At 60.3% G+C, this 14,977-nt stretch carries 13 protein-coding genes; 5 read left to right on the plus strand and 8 right to left on the minus strand.

Features of this window, described 5'->3' with window-relative positions; translation table 11 throughout:
* Nucleotides 1–99: 99 nt before the first annotated feature.
* Entirely contained in the window at nucleotides 100–1,110 is a 1,011-nt protein-coding gene (gene ubiA / locus J1W56_RS02395) for a 4-hydroxybenzoate octaprenyltransferase (RefSeq protein WP_223611566.1), read from the plus strand.
* Here ubiA and J1W56_RS02400 read toward each other — a convergent pair.
* From J1W56_RS02400 to J1W56_RS02415, 4 genes are all read right to left on the minus strand, one after another.
* The gene (locus J1W56_RS02400; RefSeq protein ID WP_223611567.1) at nucleotides 1,107–2,399 is read right to left on the minus strand and encodes an aminotransferase class V-fold PLP-dependent enzyme; all 1,293 of its coding nucleotides are present in this window, start codon (nucleotides 2,397–2,399) and stop codon (nucleotides 1,107–1,109) included. The two genes, ubiA and J1W56_RS02400, sit on opposite strands and share 4 nt — an antisense overlap.
* A gap of 94 nt (nucleotides 2,400–2,493) precedes the next feature.
* The gene (locus tag J1W56_RS02405) at nucleotides 2,494–3,066 is read right to left on the minus strand and encodes a DUF6101 family protein (protein WP_223611568.1); all 573 of its coding nucleotides are present in this window, start codon (nucleotides 3,064–3,066) and stop codon (nucleotides 2,494–2,496) included.
* 286 nt (nucleotides 3,067–3,352) lie between these two features.
* Nucleotides 3,353–4,768: an FAD-binding oxidoreductase gene (locus tag J1W56_RS02410; RefSeq protein WP_223611569.1), complete on the minus strand. Its 1,416-nt coding sequence runs from the start codon at nucleotides 4,766–4,768 to the stop codon at nucleotides 3,353–3,355.
* A complete protein-coding gene (locus tag J1W56_RS02415; RefSeq protein WP_223611570.1) occupies nucleotides 4,765–5,757 on the minus strand; it encodes an L-threonylcarbamoyladenylate synthase in 993 nt (330 codons plus the stop codon). Before J1W56_RS02415 ends, J1W56_RS02410 begins: the two co-directional genes overlap by 4 nt.
* 167 nt (nucleotides 5,758–5,924) lie before the next feature.
* On the opposite strand from J1W56_RS02415, the gene J1W56_RS02420 reads away from it, so the two are divergent.
* The gene (locus J1W56_RS02420; protein ID WP_223611571.1) at nucleotides 5,925–6,353 is read left to right on the plus strand and encodes a hypothetical protein; all 429 of its coding nucleotides are present in this window, start codon (nucleotides 5,925–5,927) and stop codon (nucleotides 6,351–6,353) included.
* A gap of 51 nt (nucleotides 6,354–6,404) precedes the next feature.
* On the opposite strand, the gene glyS is transcribed toward J1W56_RS02420, so the two are convergent.
* The 4 genes from glyS to J1W56_RS02440 form a co-directional block, all read right to left on the minus strand.
* Entirely contained in the window at nucleotides 6,405–8,699 is a 2,295-nt protein-coding gene (gene glyS, locus J1W56_RS02425) for a glycine--tRNA ligase subunit beta (protein ID WP_223611572.1), read from the minus strand.
* On the minus strand, nucleotides 8,699–9,634 hold the full coding sequence (locus tag J1W56_RS02430; RefSeq protein ID WP_223612383.1) for a glycine--tRNA ligase subunit alpha: 936 nt from the start codon (nucleotides 9,632–9,634) through the stop codon (nucleotides 8,699–8,701). The genes glyS and J1W56_RS02430 overlap by 1 nt, the downstream gene beginning before the upstream one ends.
* Before the next feature lie 183 nt (nucleotides 9,635–9,817).
* Entirely contained in the window at nucleotides 9,818–11,632 is a 1,815-nt protein-coding gene (locus J1W56_RS02435; protein ID WP_223611573.1) for a tetratricopeptide repeat protein, read from the minus strand.
* Nucleotides 11,633–11,785: 153 nt separating this feature from the next.
* The gene (locus J1W56_RS02440; protein WP_223611574.1) at nucleotides 11,786–12,802 is read right to left on the minus strand and encodes a polyprenyl synthetase family protein; all 1,017 of its coding nucleotides are present in this window, start codon (nucleotides 12,800–12,802) and stop codon (nucleotides 11,786–11,788) included.
* Nucleotides 12,803–12,975: 173 nt separating this feature from the next.
* Here J1W56_RS02440 and J1W56_RS02445 point away from each other — a divergent pair, with 173 nt between their 5' ends.
* From J1W56_RS02445 to J1W56_RS02455, 3 genes are all read left to right on the plus strand, one after another.
* Nucleotides 12,976–13,197, plus strand: a complete 222-nt coding sequence (locus J1W56_RS02445) for a putative signal transducing protein (protein ID WP_117282345.1) — start codon at nucleotides 12,976–12,978, stop codon at nucleotides 13,195–13,197.
* Nucleotides 13,198–13,200: 3 nt separating this feature from the next.
* On the plus strand, nucleotides 13,201–13,974 hold the full coding sequence (locus J1W56_RS02450; RefSeq protein WP_223611575.1) for a methyltransferase: 774 nt from the start codon (nucleotides 13,201–13,203) through the stop codon (nucleotides 13,972–13,974).
* 91 nt (nucleotides 13,975–14,065) lie between these two features.
* Entirely contained in the window at nucleotides 14,066–14,923 is an 858-nt protein-coding gene (locus J1W56_RS02455; protein WP_223611576.1) for a S49 family peptidase, read from the plus strand.
* Nucleotides 14,924–14,977 lie beyond the last annotated feature (54 nt).

The following is a 14,977-nucleotide window of genomic DNA, read 5'->3' on the forward strand; positions in this document are numbered from 1 at the left end:
TGGCCTCGGGCGCGAAGGGTCAAGCGCGCAATCACAGATTTGCCCTGAATTCAGGCGTAATTTACTTGACTGGCGCAGCGCCCGCTGCAAGGTCACGCCATGACACCGGAAAAAGACATCATACAGTCAAGCCAAGGCCGGGGCCGCGTTTTCGACGCGCCGTCGGGACATTGGGTTTATCGCGCACTGCCAGCCTGGCTCTGGCCCTACGCGCAGCTGGCGCGCTGGGACCGCCCCATCGGCTGGTGGCTCCTGCTTTGGCCCTGCTGGTGGTCCGTCGCCCTGGCGGCAAGTGCCGGCGCCAAGGTCGGCGATTCCGTCTGGTCGATCATTCCTTCCCCCTGGCACCTCGCCCTGTTCCTGATCGGTGCGGTCGCCATGCGCGGCGCGGGCTGCACCTATAATGATCTGGCCGACGAGGACATCGACAATCAGGTGGCGCGTACCCGTTCGCGTCCGCTGCCTTCGGGCCAGGTGACGCGCAAACAGGCCAAAATATTCATAGTGCTGCAAGCGCTTGTGGGGCTGTTGGTGGTCATCCAGTTCAACCTCTTCACCATTCTTCTCTCCATCGCCTCGCTGGTGATCGTTGCGATCTATCCGTTCATGAAGCGCATCACCAACTGGCCGCAGCTTGTGCTCGGGCTCGCCTTCTCCTGGGGTGCCCTTGTCGGCTGGTCCGCGCATTTCGGGGCACCAGCGACGCTGAAAGACTTTCTCCCGCCGCTGCTGCTTTATGCCGGCTCGATCCTCTGGGTGATCGGCTATGACACGATCTACGCCCATCAGGACAAGGAGGACGATGCCCTCGTCGGCGTGGGTTCGACCGCGCGGCTGTTCGGCAGCCGCACCCGCGAAGCGCTGATGGTGCTCTATGGCGGTGCGCTGGTGCTGTTCCTCGGAGCCTTTGCCATGGCGGAAGTGCCCATGCCCGCTGTTGCCGGTCTTCTGGCGGCAGGAGCACATATGTACCGCCAGATCATGGTGCTCGACATCGACGATCCCGCACAATGCCTGCGCCTCTTCCACTCCAACAAAGTTGTCGGCTGGCTGATTTTTGCCGGGCTGGTACTCGGCGCGCTGTGGACGGTGGTCAAACCGTTCTTTTAGCTTGAACTGATCGCACTCAAGCCTTCAACCAATCGGTCAAGCTCAGCCTCGGTCGTGTAGAGCGCTGGCGAAACCCGCAGGCATTGGCCTTTGGCCACCCCGGTGCGTCGTACAGTCAGGACGCGATGCTTGTCGCGCAGTGCCGTCATCAAGACGTTGTTATCGTCCTTGCTGATCTTGCCCTTGATGCGGAACGACGTGATGCCGGCATGCATGGTGTCGTCGTCGGGCGTGAGGATTTCGACAGTTTCGATCGCCCGCGCCTGTTTCACCCAATAGTTGCGAAGATAGGTCAGGCGTGCCTGTTTGCGCTTCGAGCTGATCATCTCGTGCAGGTCAAGCGCGGCAGGCACGCTCAAGGTCGCGGCGAAGTTGGTCGTGCCGGTATGAACACGTGAGCGGATATCGTCCTTCGACCAGTCTTCATCGGCCAGATCGCGGTCGATATCGGCCAGCCTTTCCTTGCGAATGTACAGGAAGCCCATGCCAACCGGTGCGCCGATCCATTTATGCAGGTTGAAGCCGACGAAATCCGCGCCGAGATCGGTTACCTTGAAATCCATCTGCCCCCAGGAATGGGCCGCGTCGACCACCACATCCACACCGCGGGCACGGGCCATGTCGGCAATCTCGCGAATGGGCATGACAAGCCCGGTGCGATGGGACAGATGGGTCAAAAGCAGCAGCTTTGCCTTGGGGGTCGCCTCCAGCACGGTGCGATAGGCATCCAGCACGGCTTCCCGCGTCGCCGGCTCCGGAATGGCGAAGGTCTTGACCTCGACACCCCTGCGGCCCGCCAGCGCATTCATGGCATACTGCATGGAATCATAATCGAGATCGGAATAGATCACCGCATCGCCCGGCTGCAGCTTGTTGTAACCGGTGATCAGCTTTTGCAGGGCTTCGGTGGCGCCGCGCGTCAGGGCGACTTCCTCCGGCGCTGCACCAACCGCCCCGGCAACCCGGTTGCGCACATCCTCGGCGTCCTTGCCAAAGGCATTGCGGGCATAGACCGTATTCTGCCGGTTTACGCGCTGCGTATTTTCCAGATAGGCCTGCAGCACAGGGCGGGCCATGATGCCCCAATAGCCATTCTCGAGATTGGCGATCGAGCGCTCCACATCGTAGAGATCGCTCACGGCGGCCCAATAGGCGCGGTCCGTGGCAATGGCCGTGTCATTGGCGGCAGGAAGCACCGCTGTTTCCATGGCTGATGCCTTGACGATTGTTGCGGCGAGCGCGGTTGCCGCGCTGCCCATCAGAAAATGACGACGTTCTATACCTGGCATCGGACCGATCCTTCACGCGCTGTGTTCCATCTGGTTCCTGATTAGGACTCCAATGTCACAGCTGCATGAAGGAATTGACGGTGAAGCCGATTGTTCAGCGGTTGCCGGAGGTGATGATTTCCTCACCGCCGACGACGAGACGCAGTCCGAGATTGCCCATCTTGCGGCGGGCCAGAAAACGCGGACGGCGGCGGCGCGGTTCACGGCCCTGGCGGCGTTCCACGGGTTCGCCCACGGCAACCGGTCCGATGCTCTGCTCGAGCTGGCGGGCTTCGCCGTCTTCCTCGACCAGCATCATCGGCAGCTTGAACAGATTGGACCAGGCGCGCCAGTCCGCGGCGATGTCATTGAGATCGTGGGCGACCAGCAACGGCACCGAAAGATGCGGATCGCTGTGCATCAGTTCGAGCGTCACGGTGATGTCGCCGAGCTCGTCCTCGGCGGCACGGGCCGTCACGCCCTGAAAGGCGCAGACCGGCAGGGCCAGCGACACCGGCAGGTTGCTGTTCGGCAGTACGCGCTTGACCACCGCGCCGCGCTCATGCAGCGAGAAGGTAATGTCGCCCCGGTCATCGCGCGTGGCGTAGGTGACGGTCTGTGGCAGGTGGAATGGGTCGAGCCGGAATTCCTGGCCTGCCCAAACCGGCTTTGCTCCGGCTTTTTTCATGTGACGCCTTCTGTCGATCCTGAGAGCCGGTTTTCCGGTCTTCTCTTTTGTATTTCCCTGTAGAAGCGGACCAATTTTTTCTGGTCTCGTATGGGGAAACAATAGGCGCCAATCCCCCCGCTTCGGCTTAACGAACGCGGTTAACCATTTCTCATCGCGGGGAATGGTTATCGAAATTCGACCATCGGTAAGGTTTCAAAAAGAGAGATAAACAAAAGACTGACGGGGAAGCTCGACTTGCATCGAAACACTTCCCCGCCATCGATAAAGCCATGAAACAGCGCGCTCAGATCACCTTGCCGGGATTCATGATGCCGGCCGGATCGAAGGAAGCCTTGATCCGGCGCATCAGATCGAGCGCCACCGGCGACTTGGTTTCCGACAATTCCTTGCGCTTCAACTGGCCGATGCCGTGCTCGGCGGAGATCGATCCCTTGTAGGCGCGGACGATCCCGTGCACGCGGGCATTCACCTCGCCCCAGCGTGCAAGGAACGCTTCCTTGTCGGCACCGATGGGCTGGGTGATGTTATAATGCAGATTGCCGTCGCCCATGTGACCGAAGGACACGATGCGCGCACCGGGTATCATCGCGAGCACGGCCGCATCGGCTTCGGCAATAAATTCCGGGATGCGCGCCACGGGCACCGAAATGTCGTGTTTGATCGAGCCGCCCTCGGGCTTTTGCGCCATCGACATGGCTTCGCGCATATGCCAGAAGGATTTTTCCTGGGCGGTGCTGTCGGCAATCGTGGCGTCTTCCACCAGTCCCGCCTCAAAAGCCTCCGTCAGAATGGCCTCGATGGTCTCGCGCGCATCTTCAGCCGAGCGCGACGAGGAAATATCGATCAGCACATACCAGTTGTGCACGCCCTGCAGCGGATCGCGCACACCTTCCGTATGCGCCACCGAAAACTCGACACCGATGCGCGGCATCAGTTCGAAGCCGGTGAGTGCAGCGCCCGCATGGCTCTGCGCCAGCCCCAGAAGTTTCAGGGCGTCTTCGGGGCTGTTCAGCCCGGCATAGGCGACACCCTTGCCCTTGGGCAGCGGGAAGAGCTTCATGACAGCGGCGGTAATGACGCCAAGCGTGCCTTCCGCGCCGACAAACAGATCCTTCAGGTCGTAGCCGGTGTTGTCTTTCTTGACGTAGCGCAGATCGTTGAGAATCTCGCCGGTCGGCAGCACGACCTCGACGCCAAGACAGAGCTCGCGCGTATTGCCGTAGGCCAGCACCGCCGTACCGCCCGCATTGGAGGAGAGATTGCCGCCGATCTGGCAGGAGCCTTCCGAGCCCAGCGAAAGCGGAAACAGACGGCCGGCTTTCTCGGCTGCTTCCTGCAATTTCTGCAGGACGACACCAGCCTCGACAATGATAAGATTGCCGGCCGGCTCGACCGAGCGGATCTTGTTGAGACGCGACAGTGACAGGATGACCTGCTGGCCCGTTTCATCGGGCATCTGACCGCCAACAAGACCGGTGTTACCGCCCTGCGGCACGATGGCCGTACCGGTTTCAGTCGCCAGTTTGAGGATTGCCGAAACCTCATCGACGGTGGACGGCCGCAAAACCAGTCCCGTCTTGCCGCCGAATTTTTCCCGTGGCTCGATCAGGTAGGGTTCGATGTCCTGCGCGTCATGCAAGGCGTTTTTCTCACCCACGATGGCAGTAAAACGGGCAACAAGGTCTGGCGTCAGGGTCATTTGATCTGTTCCAACTCTTCTATGGGAGGCACGCGCGGCGCGGCAGCGCGGACAAGGCGATCATTGATGGCTTCGCCCAGTCCGGTGAAGGGGATCGGCTCGACAGCAATGACGGCACCGCCGAGACGGTCGAGACGCTTCATGTAATCGAAAAGATTGGTGGCGGCCTCCCGCAGATTGCCCGTCTCGCTGAGATTGAGGCGCGCGCTCGCCCTATGGGCATCCGCAGCGCGGTCCGGACCGAAGGCTAGCAGTGCCTCGCCATCCCGCACCTCGTGCACATTGAGGCGGACACCGGCGGCAGGAGCGTAATGCGAGGCCATCATGCCGGGCGCCTCGATCGCGGCACGCTGGTCCATGCGCCGCAGCGATTGACCAATGAGAGCTTCGATATCCTCGGCGGCAAGCCCGCCGGGCCGCAGCAACAGAACCGCGTCGCCGTCCACCTTGACGATGGTCGATTCCAATCCGACCTCGGACGGTCCGGCATCGAGGATCAGGGCAATCTTGCTGCCGAGATCATCGGCGACTGCCTGGGCATTGGTGCCGCTGATCCTGCCGGATGTGTTGGCGCTGGGGGCAGCCAGCGGATGACCGAGCGCTGCGATGATCTTTCCGGCGACACCGCGCGGCATGCGCAGTGCCACCGTATCGAGACCGGCGGCCACCAGGGGATGAATATGGGTGTCGGGCCGCAACGGCAGGACCAGTGTCAGGGGACCGGGCCAGAACGCATCCATCAGTTTGCGAGACAACGGATCGATCACCGCATAGCGTTCCGCCATGGCGATATCCGAAACGTGGCAGATCAGCGGATTGAAATGCGGCCTGCCCTTCGCTTCGAAGATACCGGCAACGGCATCGCCATTGGTGGCGTCAGCCGCCAGGCCATAGACCGTCTCGGTCGGAATGGCGACAAGCTGGCCTGCAGCCAGCGTCTGGGCCGCCTTCAGAATTGCCTGTTCATCTGGTGCTATTGTCTCGGCCAAGGGCGCTTCTCCGATCGTGCGCATTGCCTACACGATGGGCAGGGCTCGCCGCAAGCCTGCGCTGATGAACTCACCGTATGAGGTGATGCGTAAAATTGAATCCACCCGTGGTAAAAATTAGCAAGGTTTGGCTGATAGAGATGGGCGGTCAACGAGGATAGAGCCACATGTTCCGCCATCTGCTTGCCATCATAGCTGCTGCCCTTATCGCACCGGCCATTGCGCACGCCGGAGAATCCATCAAGCTCAAGGGCCCGTCGGCACGGCCAAACTCGGTCACCTTTGTCGGCTATGACAGTTTCGATGCCAATGGCAATCCTGTCTGCACGCCCTGCATCGAGCAGCGCGCGGCGGAAGCCGCCAAGCTTCAGGCCTATCTGGAACGCCGCGAACGCTCACGCCAATACATGGCCCGCCTTCAGGGCAACGGCCCCAAACCGGACTCTTTTATCGCCACCGCCAATGCAGCGACACTGCCGGCAGCACACGCAGCACCGGTCGCGCAAACCACGGCGACGCCGGCACCAGCGGCACCCGCCGCCGCCAGCGGATTGCTGGCAGTCGAAGCGACGCCGCTGCGCGCCAGCATGCAATAAGCCAGCGCAAGGCAACCGGACAAGCGCGAGGTTTTCGCGCCTGCCCGTTGATTATCCAGCAATTTTCGAGAAATCAGCGACCGTGTTCGTGGCTGTGCGGATACGGGCAAGCAGCGCCAGGCGATTGGCTCGAACGGCCGGATTCTCGTCATTAACCAGCACATCTTCAAAAAATGAATCAACCGGTTCACGCAAAGCACTCAGTGCAATCATGGCGCCGGAAAAATCCTGTTTTTGAATCGCTTGCGCCGCGTCCTTCTCAGCCTGATTCATCGCGGCAAAGAGCGTCTTTTCCGCATCGAGGGCAAGCAGCGCCGGGTCAACCGTATCGGCGACAACCGTACCCTTCTTCTCCTCGGCGCTCAGAATATTGGCCGCGCGCTTGGTGCCGGCCAGAAGGTTCTTGCCCTCTTCCGAGTTGAGATAGACCACCAGCGCTTCAACGCGGCGAGCGATCAGCAGAAGATTATCGGCGCCGTCGGTCAGCACCGCATCGATCAGATCATGCCGTGCGCCGAGTTCGCGCAGATGCACTTTCAGGCGATCATGGAAGAACGCCAGAAGGTCAAGCAGAACCGGCTGCGCATGCTCGGCCACCTCGCCGCGCAAGCGCTTTTCAAAACCGGAAATGGCGTTGGTGACATCTTCCTCACCATCGACATCGCCAGAATTCTGGGCGGCCTGCTGCGCTTCGTAGCGCTCGACATGCTTTTCGACGGCGTCTTCGCGCAGTTGCGCAAAGGCGGCCTGGAAGAGCGGCAGAAGCGCGATCTGCCAGTCGCTTGAAAGCAACAGGCGGATGACGCCAAGCGCCGCACGGCGCAGGGCATAGGGGTCTTTCGAGCCTGTCGGCTTTTCGTCGATGGCCCAGAAACCGACCAGCGTATCGAGCTTGTCAGCAAGCGCGACAGCCACGGAAACCGCATCGCTCGGCACAAAGTCGGATGGTCCTTGCGGCTTGTAATGTTCTTCAATCGCGGCTGCGACCGATGGATGTTCATTCTGCAGCAGCGCATATTTGCGGCCCATGCCACCCTGCAGTTCCGGGAACTCGCCGACGATTTCCGTCGTAAGGTCGGCCTTGGCCAGTGCGGCCGCGCGGGCGGCCAGTACCGGGTCGGCCCCGACCAGCGGCGCGATATCGCGTGCCAGCGCCTTGATCCGCGTGACGCGTTCGCCCTGGGTGCCGAGCTTGGCGTGGAAGGTTACATTCAGGGCATCGAGCCGCGCCATGCGCTGATCGAGCGGCTTCTTCAGATCGAGATCGAAGCGGATGGCGGCAGCCGCGAGCTTTTCCATATCGGGCAGATCGTGCTGGTCGGTCGTCCAGAAGTAGAGCGCGTCGGAAAGACGGGCACGGACGACCTTGCCATTGCCGTAGGCGATCTCCTTGCCGCCATCGCTGGCCACGATGTTGGAAACCAGGATGAACTTGTTGGAGAGCTTGTCCGTCTCGCCGGCTTTGCGCGTGACAAAGCACTTCTGGTTCGTCTTGATGGTGAGACGGATGACCTCCGGCGGGATGGCGAGGAAATTGTCCTCGAATTCGCCCATCAGCACGACGGGCCATTCGACGAGACCCGACACCTCTTCCAGCAGGCCCTCGTCCTCAACCAGTTCAAGGCCCGACGCAAAGGCTATATTCTGCGCATCCGCCAGAATGATCTCCTTGCGGCGATCCGCATCGAGCACGACCTTGGCCTTTTCCAGCTTGGCGACATAATCGTCAAAGCGGCGAACGGTGATCGGCTGGCCGTTGCTCAGGAACCGGTGCCCATAGGTGATATTGCCGGAACGCAGGCCACTCACCTCGAAATCGACGACAACCGGTTCTTCGGTCTCACCGCCGAACATGCAGACGATCGACTGAAGCGGACGCACCCAGCGCAGGCTGCCAGCCTTTGCCGAGGCTGCCCCCCAGCGCATGGATTTCGGCCATGGAAATTCGCGGATGATTTTTGGCAGGAGTTCCGCGATGATTTCTTCGGCGGGCCGGCCCGGCTTTGTCAGATGGGCGACGTAGAAATCACCCTTCTTCGGGTCGGTGTGCACGTGGGCCTGTGCAATATCCGTCAGGCCGGCGGAACGCAGAAAGCCTGCGATGGCCGCCTCCGGCGCGCTGACGCTTGGCCCCTTGCGATCCTCATGCGCGTCTTTCGACCGTGCGGTCAGGCCGCGGATATCCAGCGTGAGGCGGCGCGGCGTCCAGTGGTCACCAGCCGCTTCATAGGTGAGGCCAGCCTCGACCAGACCATCGGTGACGAGCTTTTTCAGATCGCCGGCCGCCTTGCGCTGCATGCGGGCGGGAATTTCTTCCGAGCGAAGTTCGAGCAAAAGATCGGGCATTATACGGACTCACTCTTGAAATTAACGCCGCCGGCTTCGGTCAAAAGGAACGCCTCGCCGCACTGCCGGGCGAGATTGCGGACCCGCAGGATATAGCTCTGCCGCTCCGTCACCGAGATCACACCGCGCGCATCGAGCAGGTTGAACGCATGCGAAGCCTTGATGCACTGGTCGTAGGCCGGAAGGACCATCCGGTGCATCGGGCTGTTGTCGCCGTCCTTGGGTGCGCCCGCGCGCAGAAGCGCTGCGCACTCGGCTTCCGCATCCTCGAAATGCCGCAGCAGGACCGACGTGTTGGCATGTTCGAAATTGTGCCGCGAATATTCCTGCTCCGCTTGCAGGAACACATCGCCATAGGTGACCTTTTCATCGCCCTCGAGGCCATTGAAATTCAGGTCGTAGATGCTGTCGACGCCCTGGATATACATGGCGAGCCGCTCCAGACCATAGGTCAGCTCACCCGAAACGGGCGCGCATTCAATGCCGCAGACCTGCTGGAAATAGGTGAACTGCGACACTTCCATGCCATCGCACCAGCATTCCCAGCCCAGACCCCAGGCGCCGAGCGTCGGGCTTTCCCAGTCATCTTCAACGAAACGCACATCATGCAGCAGCGGATCAAGGCCGATGGCCGCCAGCGAGCCGAGGTAAAGCTCCTGCAGGTTGGCAGGCGATGGCTTCATGATCACCTGATACTGGTAATAGTGCTGCAGGCGGTTGGGGTTCTCGCCGTAACGGCCATCCTTGGGGCGGCGCGATGGCTGGACATAGGCTGCCTTCCACGGCTTGGGACCGAGCGAACGCAATGTTGTGGCCGGGTGAAACGTACCCGCGCCGACTTCCATGTCATAGGGCTGCAGGATGACACATCCATGCTGGGCCCAGTAATTATGAAGCGTCAGGATGAGACCCTGGAACGAACGGGTCGGGTGCATATGATCGGGCAATGGGACGGTCACCGGTCAGGCCTTTTTGACGAACGGAAATGGAGTGCCCGTCCTAAGGCGTGCCGTCTGGCCGGTCAAGAGAAAGGACGCCATGACAATGGCTTTCCCAGGCACCCGCAGCGGAAATCATGGCAAGGGTGCCGGGAACAGCACCCGTGTTTCCCATGATGATCAGCCCTTGTTGTCCGGAGCCGGGACAGGAGCCGGTTGCGGCGCTGGAGGTTCCGGTGCTTTCGGGGCATCGCCGCCATTCTTGGCAACGCCCGGTTCCTTTGCATCGGGAAGGCCGTTCTTCAGCTTTTCCTCGATCTTGACCAGATCTTCCGGCTCAGGCTTGGAATCACGGGCGTGGGCCCATTGGAAAGTCGCTTCCAGCTTGCGCCCTGCACGCCAATAGGCATCACCCAGATGATCATTGATGGTTGCATCTTCGGGACGCAGCTTCACCGCCTGCTCCAGCTGGATGACAGCATCGGCATAATTGCCCATCCGGTAATAGGCCCAGCCGAGCGAGTCGACGATATAACCATCCTGCGGGCGCGAGGCGACGGCCTTCTTGATCAGGTCCAGCCCCTGCTCCAGCTTGATATTCATGTCGATCCAGGAATAGCCGAGGTAATTCTGCACCTGCGGCTGATCCGGATAGAGTTCAAGCGCCTTGGTGAAATTCGGCTCTGCCTTGTCCCACTGCTTCAGCCGCTCATAGGCAATGCCACGCTGGTAGAAAATCATCCAGTCGTTGCGTTCGGGCTTTTCGATCGCTGCAACAGCCTTGTCATAGGTTTCAGCGGCTTTGGCGTAGTTCTTGTCCTGCGCATAGATGCTGCCGATGGCAAGGTAGGTGCGGATATCCTTCGGATCGGCCGCCAGAAGTCCGTTCAAATGCGTGATCGCCTCGTCATGGCGCTTCAAGATGGCAAGATTGATGGCAATCTGCATTTCCGCATCGCGGTTATAGGCGGAATCGGCAGGAATGCGCGTGAAGTATTCGACGGCCTTTTCCGGCTGCTCCAGCTTGGCACTGATGTCACCGATCTGGAAAAGGGTTGCATCGTGATCGGGGCGCAGCGGTAGCGACATCTGCAGATAGAGTTTGGAAAAAGCTTCCGCTCCGCTGCGGTTGATCGCGGTTGCCAAGGTATAGAGCACTTCTGCCGCGCCCTGCTGCGGGGTCTCCACGAGCGGTTTGACGGCCTTGCCGGACGAAAGCTGCTTGCCGAATTCGACCAGAACCATGCGGCCGGACAGCACTTCCGATGCGTCCTTGATCAGCGTTTCCGCGCCGGCTTTGTCACCGTTGCGCATCTTGAACGAGGCATAGGCCTCGATCAGTCTTTCATAGGTATCGGGCGCCGCAGCCAGGCTCGGGCGGTCCTCAAGAGCACTCTGATAGAACGCTGCCGCCTTGTCTTTCTGTCCAGCCATGTCGGCGATGAGCGCCGAATTGTAGATCTTGAACAGGGCAAAACCGTCCGGGCCCTTCAGCTTGCTGATCATGGCCAGCGCTTCATTGGGCTTGCCCGCCCCGGCCTTGGCCCAGGCCGAAATCAGACCGGTGATCATTCTGTCGAGATCCGACTGGAGCGACAGCATCATCAGGGTATCCACCTTCTGGTACTGCTTCTTGTTCAGGGCATCGATGCCGAGCGCCAGGCGCGAGAAGCGTTCGATCTCCGGAACCGATTTCAGTTCCTGCGCAATCGGCAATGCCTCCTTGAACTGACCGTCGGTCAGGAGAACCAGCAGGAGGCTCTGGCGCAGTTCCTTGTTTTTCGGATCATAGGCAAGAGCCTGCCGGTAGAAGGAAATGGCGCTGTCGAAATCATTGCTGCGTTCAGCGGTGCGGGCAGAGAGGAAGGCGCCGGACAATGATCCCGCAGCAGTTACCAGATCCTTGCCGGTCGCCGCCGGTGCGGAAATGACACTGATGGTCAAGGCAGCGAGTGTTGCGCCCATCACGGAGCCAAGCAATTTACTGCGCTGCATATACAAAATCCCTCTTCATTGTCGTCATCATGAAATGATCGCCCGAATCCTCAGGAAAAGCATGGCCTTTTTACGGTCTACTCTCAAGTTTCATCGAAAGAATAAAGGCAATTGCCTGCCAGAGGCCATGGCAGGCGTTCGATCCACAACGGATCAGTTCACCCGACTGATGCAAAAGTCGATGACTTCCAGAAGGGCATCCTTCTGCGGCGACTGATCGAGCGGGGCCAATGCATCGCGGGCAATCCCGCCAAAATGCCGGGCGCGCTGGATCGTATCGCTAAGGGCACCATAGCGGGTCATCAAGCCCTTGGCCTTTTCCAGCGCCTTGTCGTCGTTGACACCGTTCTCCAGCGCTTCCTTCCAGAACAGGCGCTCTTCCGCCGTGCCGCGTCGATAGGTCAGAACCACGGGAAGGGTAATCTTGCCTTCGCGGAAATCATCGCCGGTGTTCTTGCCGAGGTCCTTGGCATTGCCGCCGTAATCCAGCGCATCGTCCACCAGCTGGAATGCGAGGCCGAGATTGAGGCCGTAGGAGCGCAGTGCCTGGCGATCCGTGCGCGAGGAGGATGCAATGATCGGCCCCACTTCCGCCGCAGCGGAAAACAGCGCGGCTGTCTTGGCCTTGATCACCGCCAGATACTCATCTTCGGTTGTCTCAAGATTTTTTGCCGCCGCAAGCTGCATGACTTCGCCTTCGGCAATGACCGAAGCCGACGTTGCCAGCACATCGAGCGCTTCGAGCGAGCCGACATCCACCATCATCTTGAACGCCTGGCCGAGCAGGAAATCACCAACGAGAACGCTGGCCTGATTGCCCCAGATCATACGCGCCGTGCTCTTGCCCCGGCGCAGGTCGCTCTCGTCAACCACGTCGTCGTGCAGAAGCGTTGCCGTGTGCATGAACTCGACGCTGGTGGCGAGCTTGACGTGGCCATCGCCCTGGTAACCGAACATGCGGGCAGCCGCGAGCGTGATCATCGGGCGCAGGCGTTTGCCGCCGGACGAGATCAAATGGTTCGCCACTTCGGGAATCATCTCGACGTCCGAACCTGCTTTCGACAGGATCAGTTCGTTGACACGGGCCATGTCGGCCTTGGTAAGATCAATCAGCGGCTGCACCGATCCCGTGCTGCTCTTCTTATCGTCCAGACTGACAACAACGCCCAAAACGAAACTCCTAAACTTCTCGCATAATGCGGCGACACCTTATTTTGACAGGCTATAACCCGCAAGCGGCGAATTGGCGCGCAAAAATGGCAGGGGTTACAAATTCGTGATAAAGCCCACACATATGCTACAGGACTTACGGCACTTCCGGGCCAGTCATATGGGTAATGGCAATGATCGAAATCATGCGTACGAACGATCCTGTTCTGATCTCCTTTGTCGAATCACTGCTCAAGGATGCCGGCATCCGGCACTTTATCGCCGATTCCAACATGAGCGTCCTCGAAGGTTCCGTCGGCATTCTCGCACGCCGGGTGCTGGTCGATGCCAACCGGGAGGACGAAGTCCGGCGGTTGCTCAAAGACGCCTGCCTCGAGCGCGAGCTGCGCGGCTGATCCATGCCATCGACCGATACGCCCCATACGCTGGATGCGTTCCATCGCGGCCGGTTCCACCTGCTCCAGCCTGCGCTGAAGGGGCACCGGTCCGGGGTCGATGCCATGGTGCTTGCCAGTGCCGTACCCGATGATTTTTCCGGCCGTGTCGCCGACCTTGGCGCCGGTGCCGGGGCGGCAGGTCTTGCCGTGCTCGCGCGCTGCAGCAAGGCCAAGGCGGTCTTGATCGAGCGTTCCGATTTCATGGCCGACTTCGCCCGCAGATCACTCGCGCTGCCGGAAAATGCCGCCATCGCTGCCCGCACCGAACTTGTGCAGGCGGATGTCACCCTGACCGGCAAGGCACGGGTTGCGGCAGGGCTTGCCGACAATAGCTTTGATTTCGTGATCATGAACCCGCCCTTCAACCGGCCCACCGACCGCGCAACGCCCGATCCCGTGAAGGCGGAAGCCCATGTCATGACCGACGGCATGATGGAGCAATGGATCCGCACAGCCGCTGCCATCGTCAAACCCGGCGGCGCGCTGGCCATCATCGCCCGCCCGGCTTCGATAGCCGAACTGCTCGATGCCTTGCAGCGCCGCTTTGGCGGACTGGTCATCGTGCCGGTGCAGCCAAGACCGCAGGATGCGGCCATCCGCATCATTATCAAAGGTATTCGCGGCAGCCGTGCGGGCCTTACGCTTGCTCCTGCCCTGATCATGCATCATGAGACGGGCAACGGCTTTACCGAGCGTGCAACGGCGATAAACAATGGCCTGACGTCACTTTTGTAGCATTTTCCGCACGGTGCCATTGTGATTTGATGTGCACCGCTTACATGCGCATGACCCAACCCCGTGCCCGAACGCATAGAAGGAGAAAGCATTGGCCCGATTGATCCGAAAATTGCTGCCGCGCCGCTGGCGCCCCGATTTCGTGGAGATACCAGTGGTTCGCCTGCATGGCGCCATCATGTCTGGCGGTGGTCAATTCCGGCAAAATCTTTCCCTTGCGTCCGTCGCATCGGTTCTGGAAAAAGCCTTTGACGACAAGGATTCACCTGCAGTGGCGATTTCGGTCAATTCGCCGGGTGGTTCTCCGGTACAGTCGCGCCTGATTTACCGGCGCATCCGTGACCTGGCAGCCGAAAAGAACAAGAAGGTCTATGTCTTCGTCGAGGACGTCGCGGCTTCCGGCGGCTATATGATCGCCGTTGCCGGTGACGAGATCATTGCCGATCCATCATCGATCGTCGGCTCGATCGGCGTTGTCTCCGCAAGTTTCGGCTTTACGGAACTGATCAAGAAAATCGGCGTGGAACGGCGCGTCTATACGGCAGGAAAGAACAAGGCGACGCTCGATCCCTTCAAGCCGGAAAACAAGGCTGATATCGAACATCTGAAGGCGTTGCAGCTGGAAATCCACGACACCTTCATCGATCTGGTCAAGGAACGGCGCGGCGACAAGCTGAGCGACAGCGCCGATCTCTTCACCGGCCAGTTCTGGACGGGAACACGCGGTGTTGAACTCGGTCTGGTCGACGGTCTTGGCGACATGCGCTCCTATCTCCAGTCGCAATATGGCCCCAAAACCAAGCTAAAACTGATCTCGCAGCCGCGCGGCCTGTTCGGGCGCAGAATTCCATCCGCCAGCGTGCAGATCGAAGGGCTTGGCAGCGGTTTGGCCAATGGGCTGATGGACGCGGCCGAGGAACGGGCGCTCTGGTCGCGTTTCGGCCTGTAAACCGGCGCAGGATTTTTTGGCAAGGCCGGAACTCCGTGCTATGAATGCGGATAG

It is taken from the genome of Phyllobacterium calauticae (assembly GCF_019991125.1).
Lineage (GTDB): Bacteria > Pseudomonadota > Alphaproteobacteria > Rhizobiales > Rhizobiaceae > Phyllobacterium > Phyllobacterium calauticae.